General features: G+C 62.4%; 13 protein-coding genes and 1 pseudogene. 6 read left to right on the forward strand and 8 right to left on the reverse strand.

Annotated elements, in window-relative coordinates:
- Positions 1 to 124: 124 nt before the first annotated feature.
- Positions 125 to 1498, reverse strand: coding sequence for a cation diffusion facilitator family transporter (locus ACVJGD_RS02365; protein WP_456632849.1), 1374 nt, complete (start codon positions 1496 to 1498; stop codon positions 125 to 127).
- Positions 1499 to 3207: 1709 nt separating this feature from the next.
- Between ACVJGD_RS02365 and ACVJGD_RS02370 the strand changes: the two are divergent.
- The 6 genes and pseudogenes from ACVJGD_RS02370 to ACVJGD_RS02395 form a co-directional block, all read left to right on the forward strand.
- A pseudogene (locus ACVJGD_RS02370) lies at positions 3208 to 4233 on the forward strand (DUF1254 domain-containing protein); the annotation flags it as partial.
- A 118-nt stretch (positions 4234 to 4351) separates the two neighbouring features.
- Positions 4352 to 4510: a DUF1214 domain-containing protein gene (locus ACVJGD_RS02375; RefSeq protein ID WP_456640141.1), complete on the forward strand. Its 159-nt coding sequence runs from the start codon at positions 4352 to 4354 to the stop codon at positions 4508 to 4510.
- A 43-nt stretch (positions 4511 to 4553) separates the two neighbouring features.
- A complete protein-coding gene (locus ACVJGD_RS02380) occupies positions 4554 to 6164 on the forward strand; it encodes a DUF1254 domain-containing protein (RefSeq protein ID WP_456632850.1) in 1611 nt (536 codons plus the stop codon).
- Positions 6165 to 6696: 532 nt separating this feature from the next.
- A complete protein-coding gene (locus ACVJGD_RS02385; RefSeq protein ID WP_456632851.1) occupies positions 6697 to 7539 on the forward strand; it encodes a hypothetical protein in 843 nt (280 codons plus the stop codon).
- Positions 7540 to 7717: 178 nt separating this feature from the next.
- Positions 7718 to 9163, forward strand: coding sequence for an amidohydrolase (locus ACVJGD_RS02390; RefSeq protein WP_456632852.1), 1446 nt, complete (start codon positions 7718 to 7720; stop codon positions 9161 to 9163).
- A 49-nt stretch (positions 9164 to 9212) separates the two neighbouring features.
- A complete protein-coding gene (locus ACVJGD_RS02395; protein ID WP_456632853.1) occupies positions 9213 to 10211 on the forward strand; it encodes an aldo/keto reductase in 999 nt (332 codons plus the stop codon).
- Positions 10212 to 10342: 131 nt separating this feature from the next.
- Here the strand turns inward: ACVJGD_RS02395 and ACVJGD_RS02400 are convergent, their stop codons facing one another.
- From ACVJGD_RS02400 to ACVJGD_RS02430, 7 genes are all read right to left on the reverse strand, one after another.
- Positions 10343 to 11311, reverse strand: a complete 969-nt coding sequence (locus ACVJGD_RS02400; protein ID WP_456632854.1) for a zinc-binding dehydrogenase — start codon at positions 11309 to 11311, stop codon at positions 10343 to 10345.
- A 34-nt stretch (positions 11312 to 11345) separates the two neighbouring features.
- On the reverse strand, positions 11346 to 12341 hold the full coding sequence (locus ACVJGD_RS02405; protein ID WP_456632855.1) for an NAD(P)H-dependent flavin oxidoreductase: 996 nt from the start codon (positions 12339 to 12341) through the stop codon (positions 11346 to 11348).
- 122 nt (positions 12342 to 12463) lie between these two features.
- Positions 12464 to 13489 (reverse strand): 2-dehydropantoate 2-reductase, encoded by a 1026-nt coding sequence (locus tag ACVJGD_RS02410; protein ID WP_456632856.1) that lies wholly within the window; start codon positions 13487 to 13489, stop codon positions 12464 to 12466.
- Between the two features lie 96 nt (positions 13490 to 13585).
- Positions 13586 to 14017 (reverse strand): CBS domain-containing protein, encoded by a 432-nt coding sequence (locus ACVJGD_RS02415; RefSeq protein WP_456632857.1) that lies wholly within the window; start codon positions 14015 to 14017, stop codon positions 13586 to 13588.
- A 241-nt stretch (positions 14018 to 14258) separates the two neighbouring features.
- Complete coding sequence (gene oxlT, locus ACVJGD_RS02420) at positions 14259 to 15575, reverse strand: oxalate/formate MFS antiporter (protein ID WP_456632858.1); 1317 nt, start codon at positions 15573 to 15575, stop codon at positions 14259 to 14261.
- Between the two features lie 243 nt (positions 15576 to 15818).
- On the reverse strand, positions 15819 to 17108 hold the full coding sequence (oxlT, locus tag ACVJGD_RS02425; protein WP_456632859.1) for an oxalate/formate MFS antiporter: 1290 nt from the start codon (positions 17106 to 17108) through the stop codon (positions 15819 to 15821).
- Between the two features lie 467 nt (positions 17109 to 17575).
- Entirely contained in the window at positions 17576 to 19075 is a 1500-nt protein-coding gene (locus ACVJGD_RS02430; RefSeq protein ID WP_456632860.1) for a tripartite tricarboxylate transporter permease, read from the reverse strand.
- Positions 19076 to 19114 lie beyond the last annotated feature (39 nt).

The raw sequence follows: 19114 nt of genomic DNA on the forward strand, positions 1-19114 counted from the left end.
TGTGATTTGAATCCAGTTTTTCCGGCGTGTCGAGAGTCAACGATTCGTTAATGCGAAATAATTCTTGTCCAAGAGAGAATCGAAGCTCTCAAATCGAGTCCGAAACGAGAACGTCGGCGCATTCCTATGTGCGCGCCGGCTCGGCGTGGCTGATGACGCGCTTGATGGTGGGGAAGGCGCGGCGCAGGGCGCGCTCGATCGCGTCTACGCCCTCATGCACCTTGATGACGCTCATCGACGGTGCGGCACGGCAGTGGAAGTTGACGATCTCGCCGGCGTCGGAATCGCGGACGCGCACATTGTGGATGTCATGGATCGGGCCATCAGCGGCAAAGCGCATCAAGGCTTCCCTGATGGCCGCGAGGCGATCCGGCGCGGCGTCGCTGCCCCACGGCAGTTCCGGTTCGAGCGGCTCGATATGGGTGTCGACCTCAACGTCCTCGCCGAAGTCCTCGCGGATCGCGCGTTCGAGATCGTGGGCGACGGCGTGGGCGGCGGTGAGCTCCATCTCGCCGTCGACCTCGAGGTCGATGCTGACGATCAGCTTCTCGCCGAGCGCGTGGACAGTGACGTGATGGATGGCAAGCCCCGAGTTGCGCGCGATCACCATGATGCGCTCGCGCACGCTCTCATTGTCGCGCGCGACCGGCACCGCGGTGAAGGTGAGGTCGGCATCGCCAAGCGCGCCGGCGACCGCGGCCTGGGCCCTGCGCTTGATGTCCTCGACGCGGTCGATGGGATAGGTGCGCGGCACCTTGGCGATCGCGTCGATGAAATAGGTCGGGCCGACCATGCGCACGCGCAGCCGCTCGACGTCGAGGACGCCGGGCAGGTTCCGGATCGCCGCGGTCGCCTTCTCCCGCGCGCCCTCCGGCGCCCGGTCGGTCAGCGTCTCCACGGTCGCGCGGGCCATCCGCAGTCCGAGCAGCGCGATCATGACGGCGACGGCGATGGCGGCCGCCGCGTCGCCCCACCAGAAGCCGAGGCCGGTCAGCACGAGGCCGATGATGACGGCGAAGGAGTCCAACACGTCGGAGGCGAAATGCAGCGCATCGGCGGCGAGCGCCTGGCTCTTGGTGTCGCGCGCCGCGCGATGCAGTGCCCGCGCCCGCCAGAGATTGACGAGGATGTCGATGATGAGGACGACGAAGGGGATCGCCGAGATCGAGGGCGGCGGGGCGCCTTCGGTGAGCCGGCTATAGGCCTCCACCAGGATGCCGCCGGCCAGCACGTAAAGCAGGGCGATGACGCCGAGCGCGGAGATGCTTTCGAGCTTGCCATGGCCGTAGTGATGCTCCCTGTCCGCCGGCCGGTCGGACACCCGCACCACCGCCCAGGTGATGATGGTGGCGATCAAATCGATCGAGGAGTGCAGCGCCTCCGAGATCAGCGCCAGCGAGCCGATCGCGATCCCGACGGCGAATTTCGCCACCGCCAGCGCGCCGCTGGCGAGAACCGAGATCGCCGCGACCGAGGATTTGACGTTGTGAGCGCTCATGGGCTGCGGTGTAGCAGGGCGTTGGTGAACATCAAGTGTCGTTCACGACACGCAATCGCCACTCACTCGCAAGAGCAGGCGTGTTGCGAATTATTCCAAATCCAGAAAATGCTTTGCGTAAGTTCACCAGACACATTTCAGATGCAGCTCCACATTCTCGCGGCGCGTTTCACCCGAGCTTTGCAAAATCATCCGCCCCGGAAGCAAGAGGGCGCAGGGAACGCCGGGCGCGCGCTGCACCCGCGGTCTCGTGTGCATAAGTGCACAAAGAAGCGCACACGAGCATACAGGTTCAGCGGAGGCACTCCGGCATTCCCTGCGCAATGGTTTTGCGGCTTATATCGTGCTCTCCCCGGTGAGACCGGGCTTCTTGCCACCGTCGCCCGCCAGAAGCGTTAGCTTCTCACGGACTTGACGCCAGCGTCGGGGCGTCAGGACCACACGACTTCACCGTCCGCCTCATGCGCACTCGTCCTTTGCGCAATCCGCGTCCACCGCATCCCACCGCAACACTCGTGACGATCGCGAAGCGCCCCTCAATCGGGTGAGACGGGCGAATTAATAGACTGATTTGCATTTCGGAAAAACAGAAATATTTTTTCCGCGACGGCTGGACAGGTTTTTGCTGATTTGCCCGTCGGCAGTTTTGTTGCGCCCAAAGCATCCACACCGTCATTGCGAGCGCAGCGAAGCAATCCATGCCGCCACGCATGGAGGCATGGATTGCTTCGTCGCTACGCTCCTCGCAATGACGGGGGTTGTCATTCCGGGGCGATGCGAAGCATCGAGCCCGGAATCCATCTTGCTAGATCGACACACCCAACTGATGCTTGAAATACATGCGATGATCCGGCACTGATTAGATGCACTGTCACCGTAATTGGAGCGGCTAAAAGGCCGTGCCGACAGGCTTGCACGTCAAGCTTGATTGCGGCCCATTCATAGTCGCGAGTTCGTAGCGCAGGGTTCGACGCCCCAGGTTGTGAACTTGAATCACAACCGTCTGGCCAGACACAATGCGCGGCCCGGCAACCGTTTTTGGAGCAAAGCCGACATCACATGACGGGCAGAGCCGGCGGATTCGGTCGAAAATGACCCTATGCAGCCATTCTGATCTCCGGCTCTTACGCCATTTAAGACAAATTCTCGCGGAACTCGGACGCGCTGCTTTTACTTGCCGCCGCGCGGCGGGCGCGGCATTCTATGAGCTAGGACAACCAGAGCGCGTGCCATTGCCATGTGCGGGCGCGCCGCATTGGATACTACGCAAACTCACCTGGAAAGCGCCTCTTAAGAATAATCGAGACCGTTTTGAAGCAGGATGATGTCACGGCGCCAACCGGGCAATCATCGCGCGTGTTGCGGTATCGAGCATCTCTGTGGAACGGAGGAGGAAGCCAATGCTACGAGCGGTTTTCGCGATGCTCGCGTCAACAGCGATATCATTGTCTGCTTTCGCGCAGGACTACGCGCCGACTCCATCGCAGATCACCACACCGGACAGCGTCGACAGCCGACTTGGACTCCTTAAGTTCCATGACGGCATGCCCAGTGCGGAAACGGCGGAGAAGATCTACGACTATCTCGACTTTTCCCGCGGCGTGGAAACCTACCTCAACTCCCTGCCCGCGGTCTCCATGTATGCGATCCGCAAGGGCTTCCGCGACGCGGGCATCAAGGACAACGACGTCATTCTCTTTTCCGGCCTGATGGATGCAAGGTCGCTCTTCCTCACCGCCAATGCCGACACCGTCTACTTCTGGACTTACCTCGACCTGAGCAAGGGGCCGGTCGTCGTCGAGGCGCCCAGTGATGTTCTCGCGTTAGGCGACGACATGTGGTTTCGGTGGATCATCGACGTTGGCCTAGCCGGGCCCGATCGCGGGCTCGGTGGCAAATACCTGTTCGTGCCTCCGGGCTACACCGGGACCTTGCCCGAGGGCGGCTATTTCATCGCTCGGTCGCGAACGAATTCGGTCGGTCTTCTGGGGCGCGCCTTCCTCGACAACAACGATCCGGCGCCGCCCGCGGCGCGCATCAAGAGCGGCCTGAAGATCTACCCCTACGCGCCGGGCGGCTATGGAACCAGCATCGGTTCGTTCCTGGCGGGCAAGGTGCGGCTCGGGCAACTCGCAACGCCCGAGTCTCCGCGATTCGTCGAAGGCACCGGCCTCGCGATGAATACCATCCCGCCCAACGACTTCTCCTTTTACGAGATGCTCAACGCGCTTGTGCAGGAGGAGCCGGCCGAAGCGCTCAACCCGGAAATCGCCGGGCAGTTTGCAGCGATCGGCATCGTCAAGGGCAAGCCGTTCAATCCCGACCAGCGCATGCGCAAGGTTCTCACCGACGCGATCGCCGTCGGGAACGCCGCCGGACGTGTCGTCAGCTATCGCCCACGCATCTCCGAAGGGTTCCGCTACTACCCGGATTCGAACTCGACATGGTCGAACCAGCTCTTCGTCGGCGGCTACGAATTCACCAACCCGCCGCCGGAGATCACCAGGGAGGGCGTCAAGCCCTATCCGGACACTGGCGCCCGCGCCCTCGATTCGCGCTTGGCGATGTTCTACGTCGCCACCGGAATCACACCCGCAATGGTGATGCGGCTCACCAATATCGGCTCGCAATATCTCGGCAACTACTATGACAGCTCGGGCAATCCCCTCGACGGCGCCAAGACCTACAAGTTAACGCTACCGCCGAACATCCCGGCAGCCAAATTCTGGTCGCTGACGCTCTACGACAACCAGACTCGATCAATGCTGCAGACCGGTCAGCGTTTTCCCACGTGCCGGAAGCCAGAGCTTTCCTTCGCCCGCCGCGGTCGCCAATGCCGATGGCTCGACGACCATCTATTTCGGGCCGACCAAGCCCGCCGCAGTGAAGGAAGGCAACTGGATTCAAACGGACCCGAAGAAAGGCTGGTGGGTTATCTTGCGCCTCTACAGCCCGCTGGAACCGTTTTTTGATAAGAGCTGGCGGCCCGGGGAGATCGAGGAGGTCCACTAGCGCCCACTTCGATACTTCCGTTTTTCAGTCAGGGAGGACTGCCATGAGAAAGACTTGGCCAGCGGGTTTGACGCTTGCGGTCTGTTTGGTAGCACAGGCTTCCGCTACGGAATTCCAGCCCCCGCCGCCGGAGATCACTACGCCCGACCGAGTGGAAACACGGATAGGGACGCTCGAATTCAAGAATGGAGCGCCGACCGCCGACACCATCCAGAAGGCGTATGACAACCTGGACTTCACGCACGCTCTCGACGTGTTCCTCAACAGCTACAAGGGCGCATCGACGCAAGCTGCGGTCGAAGGGATCAAGAGCATCGGTGCGGACACCCAGACGGTCGTCATCTTCTCCAAGCTGATGGACAGCAATTCGCTGTTTCTGACTGCAAACTGCGACACGATCTATGCGCTGAGCTATCTCGACCTGACCAAGGGCCCGATGGTCTACGAGGTGCCGCCGGGGGCGCTCGGGGCGATCGACGACATGTGGTTTCAGTGGGTCATCGACCTCGGCATTCCGGGCCCGGATCGCGGGCAGGGCGGCAAATACCTGGTTCTGCCGCCGGGCTATGATGGGGTGGTGCCGGACAGCGGCTACAGCGTTGCGCGCGCAAAGACCACACGTGTAATGGCCTTCGCTCGTTATTTTCTTGAGAACAATGATCCGACCCCCGTCGTCGAGCGGATCAAGAAGTTCACCAGGATCTATCCCTATGTGCCGGGAGGCTACGGCACGCCGGTTGCCGAAATCCTCGGTGGAAAGGTTCCGCTGTCGGTCCTCGCTGCGCCTTCCGCACCACCCGAGACGAAGTTCATCGATGCGAGCGGCATGTCGTTCAACACGATTCCGGCCAACGACTATCACTTCTTCGAGCAGGTCAATGCGGTCGTCCAGGCCGAGCCGGCGACCTCCTTCGATCCGGAACTCCTGGGTCAGATGGCTGCGATCGGCATTGTCAAGGGCAGGCCCTTCAATCCCGACGAGCGGATGAAGAAGATCCTCACTGAGGCCGCTGCCGTCGGCAACGCGACCGGCCGCGCGCTCGCCTTCCGTCCTCGCGAGCAGTGGATCTACTATCCCGAATCGTCCTGGCAGAACATGCTCTTCGAAGGCGGGTTCACCTTCGAGACGCCGCCTCCAATGGTGACCAAGGAGGGCGTGGAGCCATTTCCGCCGACTGGGGCTCGCACGCTCGATTCACGTACGGCATTCTTCTACGCCTACACGGGCGTCAGCCCGGGCATGATCATGCGCTTGACCGGCCTTGGCTCACAGTACCTGTTCACTTTCACCGACGCCAAGAAGTCTCCTTTCGACGGCAGCAAAACCTACAAGGTCACGCTGCCGCCGAACATTCCCGCAAAGGCGTTCTGGTCCTTGACCCTCTACGACAACCAGACGCGCTCGATGCTGCAGACGCCGCAGAAATTCCCGCGTGCCGGTAGCCAGAGCTATCCATCTCCGGCTGCGGTCGCCGACGCTGACGGCTCAACGGTCGTCTATATCGGACCAAAAAAGCCCGCAGGCGCTGCTGATGGCAATTGGATCGAGACCGATCCGAAAAAGGGCTGGTTCGCAATCCTCCGGCTCTATAGCCCGTTACAATCATTCTTCGACAAGACGTGGCGGGCGAGCGAAATCGAAGTGACCCCGTAAGACCATCCGCCGGTGGCGCTCCGTAGGGGAATCGAACTGTCGACGGATCAATGACGACCTACAAGGTCGGAGAGAGCTTCGCCGCTGACCGGCGACCGCCACTGCGTCAGCGCCAATGCCAGCGAGACCGAGCCGGACAACTCCTCGCGGTGTTCGTGGTGGACACGGACGGCACGGACCTGACGATCCCATTCGAGAACTGAGGTTTAATACCTTCCGTGCCGAGATATTGGCGAGGTAATCCGGCTGCGGTTTTCTGCAAGAAGAGGCGACAGCGCTCGGGAACCGTCGCAGTTACGGGTAGAGCGGAGGTCGCTCGGCGCGACCTTCAACGGCGGAAGAGTAAGGGTTTCTTCCGTAGTTCTCCGGCCGTGAACATAGTTCCGCCCCGTCGGCTGCGTTAAAAACGCAGGGACAGTTCAGGTGAGCTTTCTGCGAAAAGCATCTGCCTCCCGTTGATGTTAGCTCGCCGCAGCGCAGATGTGCGGATCGCTCTCAGGCGGGTGATATTGCGTTTGATAGGGAGCACCAAATGGATTCCACGCTGGGCGACAAACTCGCGGAAGGGCAGTTCGCGAGCTTGAAGGAGCAGATTTCGAACCTGTTGGCGCGCGAAGCGGGAGTCAATCGCTCGGACCCGCCGACCAGCATTAGTCCTCCGGCCCCGCCGACAAGCATGAAGCCGTCGCGCGCGCCCCTGGCAACGATTCATCGCGTGGCGGATTGGCGCTATGTGGCTTTGGTCGGTTCTCTGTCGGCAGCATCCATTGGTGTCGCTACCTGGTGGTGGTCGTCCTCCGTTCATACGGAGACGATGGCGCCCTCAGATCCGGCGCCTCTGACACAGGCAGCGCCGAAAGACGCTGCGCCGACTAATGTCGCGCCGAGTCCGGTCGTCCAGTCGTCCGACTTGGCGCAGCAGCTCCAACCGATGGCGCGCGATCTCGCTGCCTTGAGGCAAGCGGTCGAACAGCTCCAGGTGAGGCAAGAAGAATTGGTCCGCGACCGTGAAAATATCGCGAGCGAACTCAAGGCGAGCCAGGAGGAAATGGCACGTCGCAACAGCATCATCGACGAGATCAAGGCGACCCAGACCCAGATTGCGCGCGAAAGCCAGACGCTCACCGAGCGCCTCAACGCGACCCAGGAACAACTCGCCCGCGTCAACGCCAACGCTTCAGCGCCAAAGGTGATGCCTGAAGAGCCAAAGGTGAGCCCCGAGGAGCCAAAGGTTATGCCCGAAATACCACTGCCGCGTCCGCGGCAGTCGGCCAATGTCGCCCAGGCGGCAAAGCCAAAGCCGGTGCCAACCCCGGCCCAGGCGCAAGCCAAAAAACCGCAACCGTCGTTGGTATGGCCATGGTCAGTGCGCTAGAGCATGATCCGGAAAAGTGTGAAGCGGTCCCTCGCGACAAACGCGAAGCGTTTGCGCGGAGATCATGCTCAAACAATAACCTACCGTCCCGCTAGTTCAGACGTCGAGCTATTGCGAGCGCGTCGTCGCCTTCAATCCCGAGGCATTGCCATCGGCACGTGCGGCATGGGAGTTGTGCTTGCCAAGGTTCGGGCCGCTGCTGCATGATGCTTTCGTGCCGTTCTTCCATTTCTACGGCGGCCGGATGCACCGCGATATCCGGGTGAGGAAAAAAGCCAAGGGAGGTCCGACCATGCGGTTTGCAAAGCCCCTGCTCGCCGCATTTGCCTTGGGCAGCATGGTTGCGCTGCCGGCGCATGCGGAGATCGACGTCGCAAGCCTGAAGCAATCGATCGAGACCTCCTTCGAGAGCGAATATCCAAAACTCGATGCGCTCTACAAGGACATCCACGCCCATCCCGAGATCGCCTTCCAGGAGGAGAAGACCGCCGCAAAGCTCGCCGCCGAGATGCGCGCGATAGGCTTCGAGGTTACAGAGAAGGTCGGCAAGACCGGGCTGGTTGCGCTCTACAAGAATGGCGACGGTCCGACCATCATGGTGCGCACCGAGCTTGATGCGCTGCCGATGGAGGAGAAGACCGGCCTGCCCTATGCAAGCCGCGACAAGACCATCTGGCAGGGGCGCGAAACCTTTGTCGCCCATAGCTGCGGCCACGACATCCACATGGCGAGCTGGGTCGGAACGGCGAAGACGCTGGTCGGGCTGAAGGACCGGTGGAAAGGCACGCTGATGTTCATCGCCCAGCCCGCCGAGGAAGTGGTTGCGGGTGCCAGAGCCATGCTGGCCGACGGCCTGTTCACGCGCTTTCCCAAGCCCGATGCCGGCTTTGCCCTGCATGGCGGGGCCTTTCCCTACGGCTACGTCAGCTACACCGTCGGGGTCCGCTCTTCCAATGCCGACGGCCTCTACATCAAATTCAAAGGCCGCGGCGGCCATGGCGCGGCGCCACAGACGACCATCGATCCCGTGATGATGGCGTCGCGTTTTGTGGTCGATGTGCAGAGCGTCATCAGCCGCGAAAAGGAACCGACCGAATTCGGCGTGGTCTCCATCGGTTCGCTCCATGCCGGCACCACGGGCAACATCATTCCCGACGAGGCCGTCCTGCTCGGCACCATTAGAACCTTCAAACCGGACGTGCGCGCCACGATGCATGATGGAATCGAACGTACCGCCAAAGCGGTCGCCGCCATGGCGAATGCGCCAGCACCGGATATCAGGATCACCGAGGGTACCAAGGCGGTGGTCAACGACGCCGCTGTTGTCGCGACCGCCGAGAAGGTGCTGAACGCGGCCTTCGGCGACAAGTTCAGGACCGCGCCGCCGGTCACCGCGAGCGAGGATTTTTCCGAGTACATCAATGCCGGCGTGCCCTCGATGTTCTTCAATATCGGTGTCTACGATCCCGAGCACGTCGCCGCCGCGCGCAATGGCGGCCCGCCGCTTCCCGGCAACCATTCCCCGCTGTTCGCGCCGGTGCCGAAGCCTACCATTCAGGCGGGCGTCACCGCGATGACGCTGGCAGTCCTGAGCGCTTTCGACCAGAGGGCCAAGGGGCAGTAACGGGGCAGTAACGGCCAGGCATAATCCTCAATCGGCCGGAGGAACGGCGATGCAAATGCGGGTCTTTGGACGCACGGGGATGCGGCTCTCGGTGCTGGGCTTTGGCTGCGGCGCGGTGGGCGGGTTTATGGTGCGCGGCGATCCCGTCGAGCAGGAGCGGACCATCGCGCGGGCGATCGCCGCCGGCGTCAACTACTTCGACACCGCGGTGCAGTACGGCGATGGCGAATCGGAAAAGAACCTTGGCCGCGTCCTGCAAAAGCTGAAACCGGCCGATGTGGCGGTCGGCACCAAGGTCCGGTTGCCGCCCGGCGAGTTCGGGCGGATTGCGGACGCGGTCAGGATATCGCTCGAAGGCAGCCTGGCGCGACTGCGTCTTGAGCGGGTCGACATCTTTCATCTGCACAATGCGATTACCGAGAACGGAGGCGGCTCGGCGCTGAGCGTCCGGCAGGTGCTCGACGACGTGGTGCCGGCGTTCGAGCGGCTGCGTCAGCAGGGGAAGATTCGTTACCTCGGGATGACGGCCGTCGGCGACACGGCGGCGCTGCAGCAAGCGATCGATGCCGGCGTCTTCGACAGCGCTCAAATCGTCTACAACATGCTCAATCCATCTGCCGCCGACGATTTGCCGCCGAGCTATCCGGCGCAAGATTACGGACGATTGTTCGATCACACCAGGGACGCCGGCGTTGGCGTCGTCGGCATTCGCGTGCTGGCCGGCGGTGCGCTGTCGGGTTCGGCCGAGCGTCATCCGATTGCGGGTCCGGCGCCCGAGCCGATCGGTTCGGCGATGAGCTACGATGCCGATATCGATCGCGCTCGCCGTCTCATCGCGCTGGTCACGGAGGGGTTCGCCGCGAGCCTGACCGAAGCCGCCACGCGATTTGCAATATCCCACCCGGCGATGGGCACGATCCTTGTCGGCATGGCGACGCCGCAGCAGTTCGAGGACGCACTCGCCGCGGTCGAGAAAGGCCCGTTGCCGCAAGCTGCGCTGGACAGGCTGACAGCACTGCAGCAGGCATTTTCCGGCGAACCACGATGATCGTTGCGCTCGGACAACGATTTGCGGCGCGTAGGGTCGGCAAAGCGAAGCGTGCCCACCATCAAGCACTCTACTCGGAATGGTGGGCACGCTGCGCTTTGCCCACCCTACGGGTCTACAATCGGAGCGACTTACAGCGTCACCACGATCTTGCCGAGGTGCTTGTTGGCTTCCATGTGCGCGAACGCCTTGCCGATCTCGTCGAACTTGTAGACGCGATCGATCGGCAGTTGCAGCTTGCGCGATTCCACGGCGCCCCAGATGTCCTTGCGGACCTCGTCGAAGATCTCGCGGATCTCCTCGATGGTGCGGGTGCGGAACGTGACACCGACATAGGTGATGCGGCGCGCCGCGTGCAGGTCGAAGTTGAAATCGGCATGGGTGCCGCCGAGCCTGCCGACATTGACGATGCGGCCCTTGACCTTGGTCGCGGCGAGATTCTGGTTGGCGACCTTGCCGGAGACCTGGTCGACAATGAGGTCGACGCCTTCGCCGCCGGTTGCCTTCAGCACCTGCTCGACCCAGCCGGGGTCGCTGGAATCGATTGCGAGATCGGCGCCGAAATCCTTCAGCCGGCCGCGCCGCATCGCATCGGTCGAGGAACCGATCACGAGCTTGGCGCCCTTGAGTTTCGCGATCTGCATCGCCATCAGGCCGACGCCGGAACTGGCGCCCTGGATCAGCACGGTCTGCCCCGCCTGCAGCGCGCCATTGGTGACGACGGCGTTGTGCATGGTCGCGAGCGCGACGGGCAGGGTGGCGGCCTCCTCGAAATTCATGTTGGAGGGCGCGCGGAACAGCCGGCCGTGATCGGCAAGCGTATATTCGGCAAAGGCGGCGCCGCCGGAGCCCATGATCTTGTCGCCGACCTTGACGCCTTTCGCGTCGGGCCCGAGCTCGGCGACCTCGCCGGCCCATTCCATGCCGAGCACGGTGCCGACGCCGCCCGCTGAGCCGTGGGCATGGCCCTTGGTCATGCCGAGGTCGGCGCGATTGAGGCCGCAGGCGTGAACCTTGACCAGCACCTGCGTGCCCTTCGGTGATGGCTTTGCGACGTCGGTAATCTCAGCGCCATTGGCGCCATAGACATAGGCTTTCATCGGCTCTTCTCTTTGGTTGGCGCTAAAGCGCGCTTTATTCGGCGGCCTGGCGCTGCGCCCCCGAAATCATGCCCTCGAGGCGGCCGCGGATGATCGCCTCTGCATCGCGGACGATGCGCGATACCAGTTCGGCGCAGCTCGGGATGTCGTGGATCAGGCCCTGCACCTGGCCGGCCGACCAGATGCCTTCATCGGCATCGCCTGATGCATAGACCATCTTGCCGCGTGCGCCGGCGACGAGCTCGCGGACATCATCGAATTTCGCGCCTTCCTTCTCCATCGCAACCACCTTGGTCGAGATCGCGTTCCTGGCGACGCGGGACGTGTTGCGCATGGTGCGGAAGATCAGCTCGGTCTCGCGTTCGTCATTGGCGACGATGCGTTCCTTGACGAGCTGATGGATCGGGCTCTCTTTCGTGCACATGAAGCGCGTGCCCATGTTGATGCCGTCGGCGCCGAGCGCGAGCGCAGCGGCGAGGCCGCGGCCGTCGCCGAAGCCGCCGGAGGCGATCATCGGGATCTTCACCTTGTCGGCGGCGCAGGGGATCAGAATCAGGCCGGGAGTATCATCCTCGCCCGGATGGCCGGCGCATTCGAAGCCGTCGATCGAGATCGCGTCCACGCCCATGCGCTCCGCCGACAGCGCGTGGCGGACGCTGGTGCATTTATGCACGACCTTGATGCCGTGCTTCTTGAACTCGTCGACATGCTCCTGGGGCTTGTTGCCCGCGGTCTCGACGATCCTGATGCCGCTCTCGATGATGACCTGGCGGTATTCCGCGTAAGGCGGCGGCTTGATCGCCGGCAGGATGGTCAGGTTCACGCCAAACGGCTTGTCGGTCAGCTCGCGGCAGCGCGCGATCTCCTTGCGGAGATCGTCCGGCGTCGGCTGGGTCAGCGCCGTGATCATGCCGAGCGCGCCGGCATTGGCGACGGCCGCGACGAGTTCCGCGCGTCCGACCCATTGCATGCCGCCCTGCACGATCGGGTGCTCGACGCCGAAAAGCTCGGTGAAGCGTGTCTTGATCATTGCTGCCCTCTGTTTCCCCGGCGCAATTGGTGCGCGCGTCGTTATCGAGAATTCGGGCAGCAGGATGCCGTCGCCCCCTGCAAAAGTCCACGGGGCGCGCGGCAGGGCTCAGGGCAAACCGCTTATGCAAAAGCGGGGGCGGCGGCTCTTGTTTCCGCAGGACGGATTATTCCGTCATAGAGGCCGGCGATCTTGGCGCGTTGGGCGACCAGCGCCAGCACGGTGTCGAGGGCAGGGGTCGGGATACCGGTCAAGCGGCCCATCTCCTGCACCACGGTGACCAGGGGATCGATCTCCATCGGCCGGCTGCGCTCGAGGTCCTGCAGCATCGAGGTCTTGTGTGCGCCGACCTTGCGCGCGCCTTCGATGCGGCGTTCGACGTCGACGCGAAACTTGACGCCGAAGGTTTCGGCGATCGTCTGCGCCTCCAGCATGATCGCCTTCGACAGCGCGCGTGTGGCGGGATCTGAGCAGATCACATCCAGCGTCGCATGCGTCAGCGCGCTGATCGGGTTGAGACAGACATTGCCCCACAGCTTCAGCCAGATCTCGTCGCGGATGCGCTCGAGGATCGGGGCCTGCATGCCGGCGCTGGCGAACACGTCGGAGAGGCGCTGCACGTCTGCGGTGATTTCGCCGGAGGGTTCGCCGAGCGGAAAGCGGTCGCCATAGACGTGGCGGATGACGCCGGGCGCCTCGATCTCGGTGGCGGGATAGACGATGCAGCCGATCGCGCGCTCAGGCCCGAGCTCGCGCCACTGCCGGCCGCCGGGATCGATGCTCTCCAGCGTCGAGCCCTGCTGGGCGCCGCCGTGCTTATGGAAATACCAATAGGGGATGCCGTTGACCGCGGTGACGACACGCGTGTGCGGCCCGAGCAGCGGCTGCATCCGGTCGAGCACGCCGGTGATCGAATGCGCCTTCAGGCAGATGATGACGAAATCCTGCGCCCCGAGTTCGGCCGGATCGTCGGTGCAACGGGGATGCACGATGCGCTCCTCATCGCCGATCAGGAGCTTCAGCCCGTTGGCTTTCATGGCCGCAAGATGCGCGCCGCGCGCCACCAGGCTGACGTCCGCGCCCGCGTGCGCAAGCTGCACGCCGAGATAGCCGCCGATCGCGCCGGCGCCGTAAATGCAAATCTTCATGGGATGTTTCGAAAAGAGATGGGGTTAATGTTGCAGCGCTGGTCATGCGCCGGTGCCGAGTATGTCTCAGACCGGCGCGCTGACGGTGAGGTGCTTTCAGGCCGGAACGGCTTCCCGCGCGGCCATCGCCTGCTCGTCGAATGCGGCCGCGATGTCGCGGATGCTGATGACGCCGATCAGGCTGTAATCGTCGATGACCGGGACGTGGCGGATGTTGTGCCTGTTCATGAGATGACGGATATGCTCGAGCGAATCGCGCGAGGTGCAGGACACGAGCTGCTGCACCGAGATGAAGTGCGACACGCGCATGTTGGCGCCCGCTGCGCCATGCTCTGCGATGGCGCGCACCACGTCGTGCTCGGTGAACATGCCCACCGCCGTGTTGCCTTCGGTGCGGACGACATCCTTGACCACCAGCGCGCTGATATTGCCCGAACGCATCAATTGCGCGGCGATCGCCACCGTCTCGTTCATGCGAACCGTTGCGACACGGGCGGCTTTCTTGCGCAGAATATCCCCGACTTGCATGGCAACCTCCTTGGGTTCGTTAATGGCCTCAAGTCTGGTATACAAAATGCCAATTGTCAACGCGGCAGAGGCTTGGCGCTAAACAAAAAATGTAATAAAAACAGTAAGTAACGCTGACGCTTTTGGTGTGACCAGCGGCGGCAGCTCATTCATCTATGTCGTTGTATTTTGTATTCCTTTCATTCCGCGCAAAAAGAAAAGGCGCACCGGAGTGCGCCTTCGCTCGTCACAATGGCTGCGATCACGCTGTGGTGACGCTGCGCGCGGTTGCCTGTGCGGCCGCTGTCTCGTTGCCCAGGATGAAGGCGCGTCGCATCGGCTTGATCACGAACAGCGCCATCAGCGCCGCCGTCGCGTTGAGGGCTACTCCGATCACGAACACCGCGTGCCAGCCGAAATTCTTGGCGACGATGCTGGCAAGCGGCACCAGCAGCGAGGCGGTGCCTTTTGCCGTGTACAGCATGCCGTTGTTGGTGGCGGCGTATTTCACACCGAAGGTGTCGCCGCTGGTGGCCGGAAACAGACTGTAGATCTCGCCGAACACGCCGAAATAGACCGCGGTCGCGAGCACGAACACGATCGGATGGGCGCCATAGGTCGAGAGCGTCAGCAGCATCAGCGCCGCCGTGCCGAAAGCGATGAACATCGTGTACTCGCGGCCGATATTGTCGGAAATCCAGCCGAACATCGGCCGACCGAATCCGTCGAAGATGCGATCGAGCGAGATCGCAAAGGTCAGCGCCGCCATCTGGATGCCGGCGAGCGAGACCGGTGTCTTGGCGATCTGGAAGTCATCGGCGATCGGCGCGATCTGCGCGGCGGTCATCAGGCCGCCGGCGGCGACCATCACGAACACCAGATACATCACCCAGAAGATCGGGCTGCGCAGCACCTGCGGCGGGGTGAAATCAATCTTGGTCTGCGGCAGGTTGAGCTGCTTCTTCTTCGCGGGGACCGCAGCGGACGGCGGGCGAATGAAGAAGGCGAGCGCGAACACGATCAGGCCTTGCCCGATGCCAAAATCGAAGAAGGCTGTCTGGTAGCCGCTTGCGGCGATCATGCTCGCGATCGGCACCACGGTGATCGCGGCGCCGGCGCCGAAGCCGGCGGCGGTCGCGCCGGCAGCAAGTCCCCGGCGGTCCGGAAACCATTTCAGCGCATTGCCGACGCAGGTGCCGTAGACCGCGCCGGCGCCCATGCCGCCGATCACGGCAGCGGTATAGAGCACCACCAGCGAATCCGCGTAGGAATTGAGAACCCACGACAGCGCGATCATCACACCGCCGAACATGATCACGAGGCTCGGGCCGTATTTGTCGACGAACCAGGCTTCGACGGGGACGAGCCAGGTCTCGGTCACTACGAAGATCGTGAAGGCGAGCTGGATGCCCGCGCGGCCCCAATGGTGCTTCGCGTCGATGGGATCGACGAACAGCGTCCAGCCATATTGCAGGTTGGCGATCATCGCCATGCAGACGATGCCGATGACGAGCTGAAGCCAGCGGAAGCCGCTGGACGAAGGTGCTGAGGGTGCGGTGGCAGCGTTGCTCAAAACCATCAAAGTCCTCCCGAGCGCGTGCCTGCGATTGCGACCTTCTGTCGCGAGTTTGTGACTTATCGTCGCAAGCATCGGGCGGATGTTGGTATACTATATCCCACAATGCAAGGCCGATCTTGTGCTGCGCTGCAGTACACGGCCATGCGGCAGCCCGGCGGTCACGGCTATTTCGGAAAATCGGAAGCACAACAAAAAGCGCCCGGCCGCGGGCCGGGCGCTTGATATCAACTGCGTCGCGCGAAGCTACGTCGCGCTCGATTTCTCCACCACGACCTTGCGCCACGGCTTCAACACGATGATGGCGAGCAGCGATGCCAGGATGTTGGCGCCCGCGGCGATGAGGAAGACACTGTCCCAATTGCCTGCGGTCTGCTGCACGTAGTTCGCAAGCGGCACCAGCAGCGCGGCCGTGCCCTTGGCTGTGTAGAGCAGACCGGCATTGGTGGTCGCGAATTTCGTGCCGAAGGTGTCGGTGCAGGTGGAGGGGAACAGCGAGTAGATCTCACCCCATGCGAAGAACACGAAGCCCGACAGGATCACGAACCAGATCGGATCGTGGCCGAACATGTAGAGCGCCCAGATGCCGACGCCCTCCATTCCGAAGGCGATGAACATCGTGTTCTCACGGCCGATCATGTCGGAGATCCAGCCGAAGAACGGACGCGTCAGGCCGTTGAGGACACGATCGATGGTCGCGGCGAAGGTCACGGCGGTCATCGTCACGCCGATCAGGGTCACCGGGACACTGTCGATCTTCCAGTCCACCGCGATCGGCTTCAGGTTTGCTGTCACCATCAGGCCGCCGGCGCCGACGATCACGAACATGAAGTACATCAGCCAGAAAATCGGCTGCCGCAGCACTTCCGTCGGCTGATAGTTGCGCCGGCTCTGAACCAGATTGGCGTTCTGCGTGACCATCGGAACCTGTCCGACCTTCGGCGCGAACAGAAAGAAGGAGAGCAGCACGATGATGATGCCCTGGCCGAGACCGAAATAAAGGAAGGTGGTCTGGAAGCCGGAGTCCTTGATCATCGCCTGGATCGGCGCGACCGTCAGCGCCGAGCCTGCGCCGAAGCCGGCCGCAGTGATGCCGGCCGCGAGACCGCGCTTGTCGGGAAACCATTTGAGCGCGTTGCCGACGCAGGTGCCGTACACGCCGCCGGCGCCGATGCCCGCGATGATCATGCCGAGATAGTAACCGTTGAGCGAGGTCGCCTGGGCATTGATGGCCCAGCCGATGGCGCAGAGGATGCCGCCGATGAGCACCACGACGCGCGGGCCGTATTTGTCGACGAACCAGCCTTCGACCGGCACCAGCCACGTCTCGAACAAGACGAACAGGGTGAATGCCCACTGGATCGAGGCGCGATCCCAACCGAATTTTTTCTGGATGTCGGGGACGAAGAACGTCCAGCCGTATTGGTAGTTGGCGATCATCACCATCGCCGCGACGCCGATCGCAAGTTGTGTCCAGCGAAAGGTATCGCTGACACGGGCGGCTGCCGGGGCCGTAGCCTGCACCATCTCTGTCATAGGTCCTCCCAAGGCGCGCCTCTGTTATCTTATGTCCCGAACGCGCGCGCGGGCATCTTGGTATCTAATATGCCAACATTCAAGCGCCGCTGCGCCCCGCGCGCAAATGTCGCAGGAGAGCATCCGGTACGCAGCATGAGGAGCTTAGTTCAACTCAAAGGAATCCGGTCAAACATAACGCGTGGTCCACAGCGCAATTTCGACCGGCGCCAAATGACTGGATTCATGCAAGAATCAGTACCAGCGATCTGAGGTTGCCTTTTGAAAAGCGAGTTCGGCGCGCTCCGCATCGGGGCACTCGCTCCAGGAGGCTGCGAGCAGGGGGCTGGAGAAGCAAAGGCGCGATCGCAGCCATCAGCCAACCGTTTTGAGTTCTGGTATTTTATATCCCAGACTCGACAGGCGCCCCGGAGCTCCCGCTGCGAGCCACTGCATCGAAGGGACATCTCGGCCGGCGAAGCTGCGCGTCAGGCGACCGCTGTTCGCAGCCGGCTGTAGCCTTCCTGAATCGCGGACCAGAACAGGGCGACAAGCCCCAGGATCATGATCGTGCTGACCAACCCATTCGAGAAGAACACCGCGAGCGAGCCTTGTGACCCGAGCAGCGATTGCCGGAATGCCTCCTCCGCCTTGTCGCCGAGCACAATGGCCAGCACCAGAGGGGCGAGAGGATAATTGCACTTCTTGAGCAGATAGCCGAGCACGCCGAAGACCAGCATCAGCATCACGTCGAACGTACTGTTGTGAACCGAGTAGGCGCCGATCGCGCAGAGCACCAGGATAAGGGGTGCGATGATGCTGAACGGCACGCGGAGTATCGCGGCGAAGATGGGCACGCAGGTGAGCACGACAAGGAGGCCTGCGAGATTGCCGAGATACATCGAGGCGATCAGACCCCAGACGAATTCCTTTTGCTCGACGAACAGCATCGGTCCGGGCTGCAGGCCCCAGATCAACAGGCCGCCGAGAAGAACGGCGGCCGTCGGCGAGCCGGGCACTCCGAGCGACAACATTGGCAGCAATGCCGAGGTGCCGGCGGCATGAGCTGCCGTCTCCGGTGCGATCACGCCTTCGATTTCTCCCTTGCCGAAATTCTTGCCATTCCTCGCGAGCCGCTTGGCTATGCCGTAACTCATGAAGGATGCCGGCGTTGCTCCGGCCGGCGTGACTCCCATCCAGCATCCGATCAGACAAGAGCGCAATGAGGTGACCCAGTACGCGGGCAGTTCTTTCCAGGTTTGCAGCACCACGCGCAGGTTGATTTTCGCGTTGCCGCCGCGGAAGCTCAATCCTTCCTCCATGGTCAGAAGAATCTCGCCGATGCCGAAAAGACCGATCACGGCGATGAGAAAGTCGAAACCGTTGAGCAATTCGGTGATCCCGAACGTCAATCGCAACTGCCCCGTGATTGAATCGAGTCCGACGGCTGCAAGCGCAAAACCGATCATCATCGCGGCGACCGTCTTGAAGGGCGGCTCCTTGCTCAGGCCGACGAAACTGCAAAACGCGAGAAAGTACACGGCGAATTTTTCCGCAGGACCAAATCGCAGCGCGAAGCTTGCGACCAGCGGCGCAACCAGCGTGATCATGGCGACGGCGAACAGCGCGCCCACGAACGAGGAGGTGAAGGCTGCCGTCAGCGCTTCGCCAGGCTTGCCCTGCTGCGCCATCGGATAGCCATCGAACGTCGTCGCCACCGACCAGGGTTCACCCGGTATGTTGAACAGGATCGAGGTGATCGCTCCGCCGAACAATGCGCCCCAGTAGATGCAGGACAGCATGATGATCGCCGAAGTCGGCGGCATGCTGAAGGTCAGCGGCAAGAGGATCGCAACGCCGTTTGCGCCGCCGAGCCCTGGAAGCACGCCAATGATCACCCCGAGCATGATGCCCACGACCATCAGCATCATGTTGTAGGGCTGCAGGGCTACCGCAAAGCCGTGAAAAAGATTGGCTAGTTCTTCCATTTCGATACGTCCTGCAACAGCGAACCGACCGCCGTACGG

This window comes from Bradyrhizobium sp. USDA 10063 (assembly GCF_054063735.1).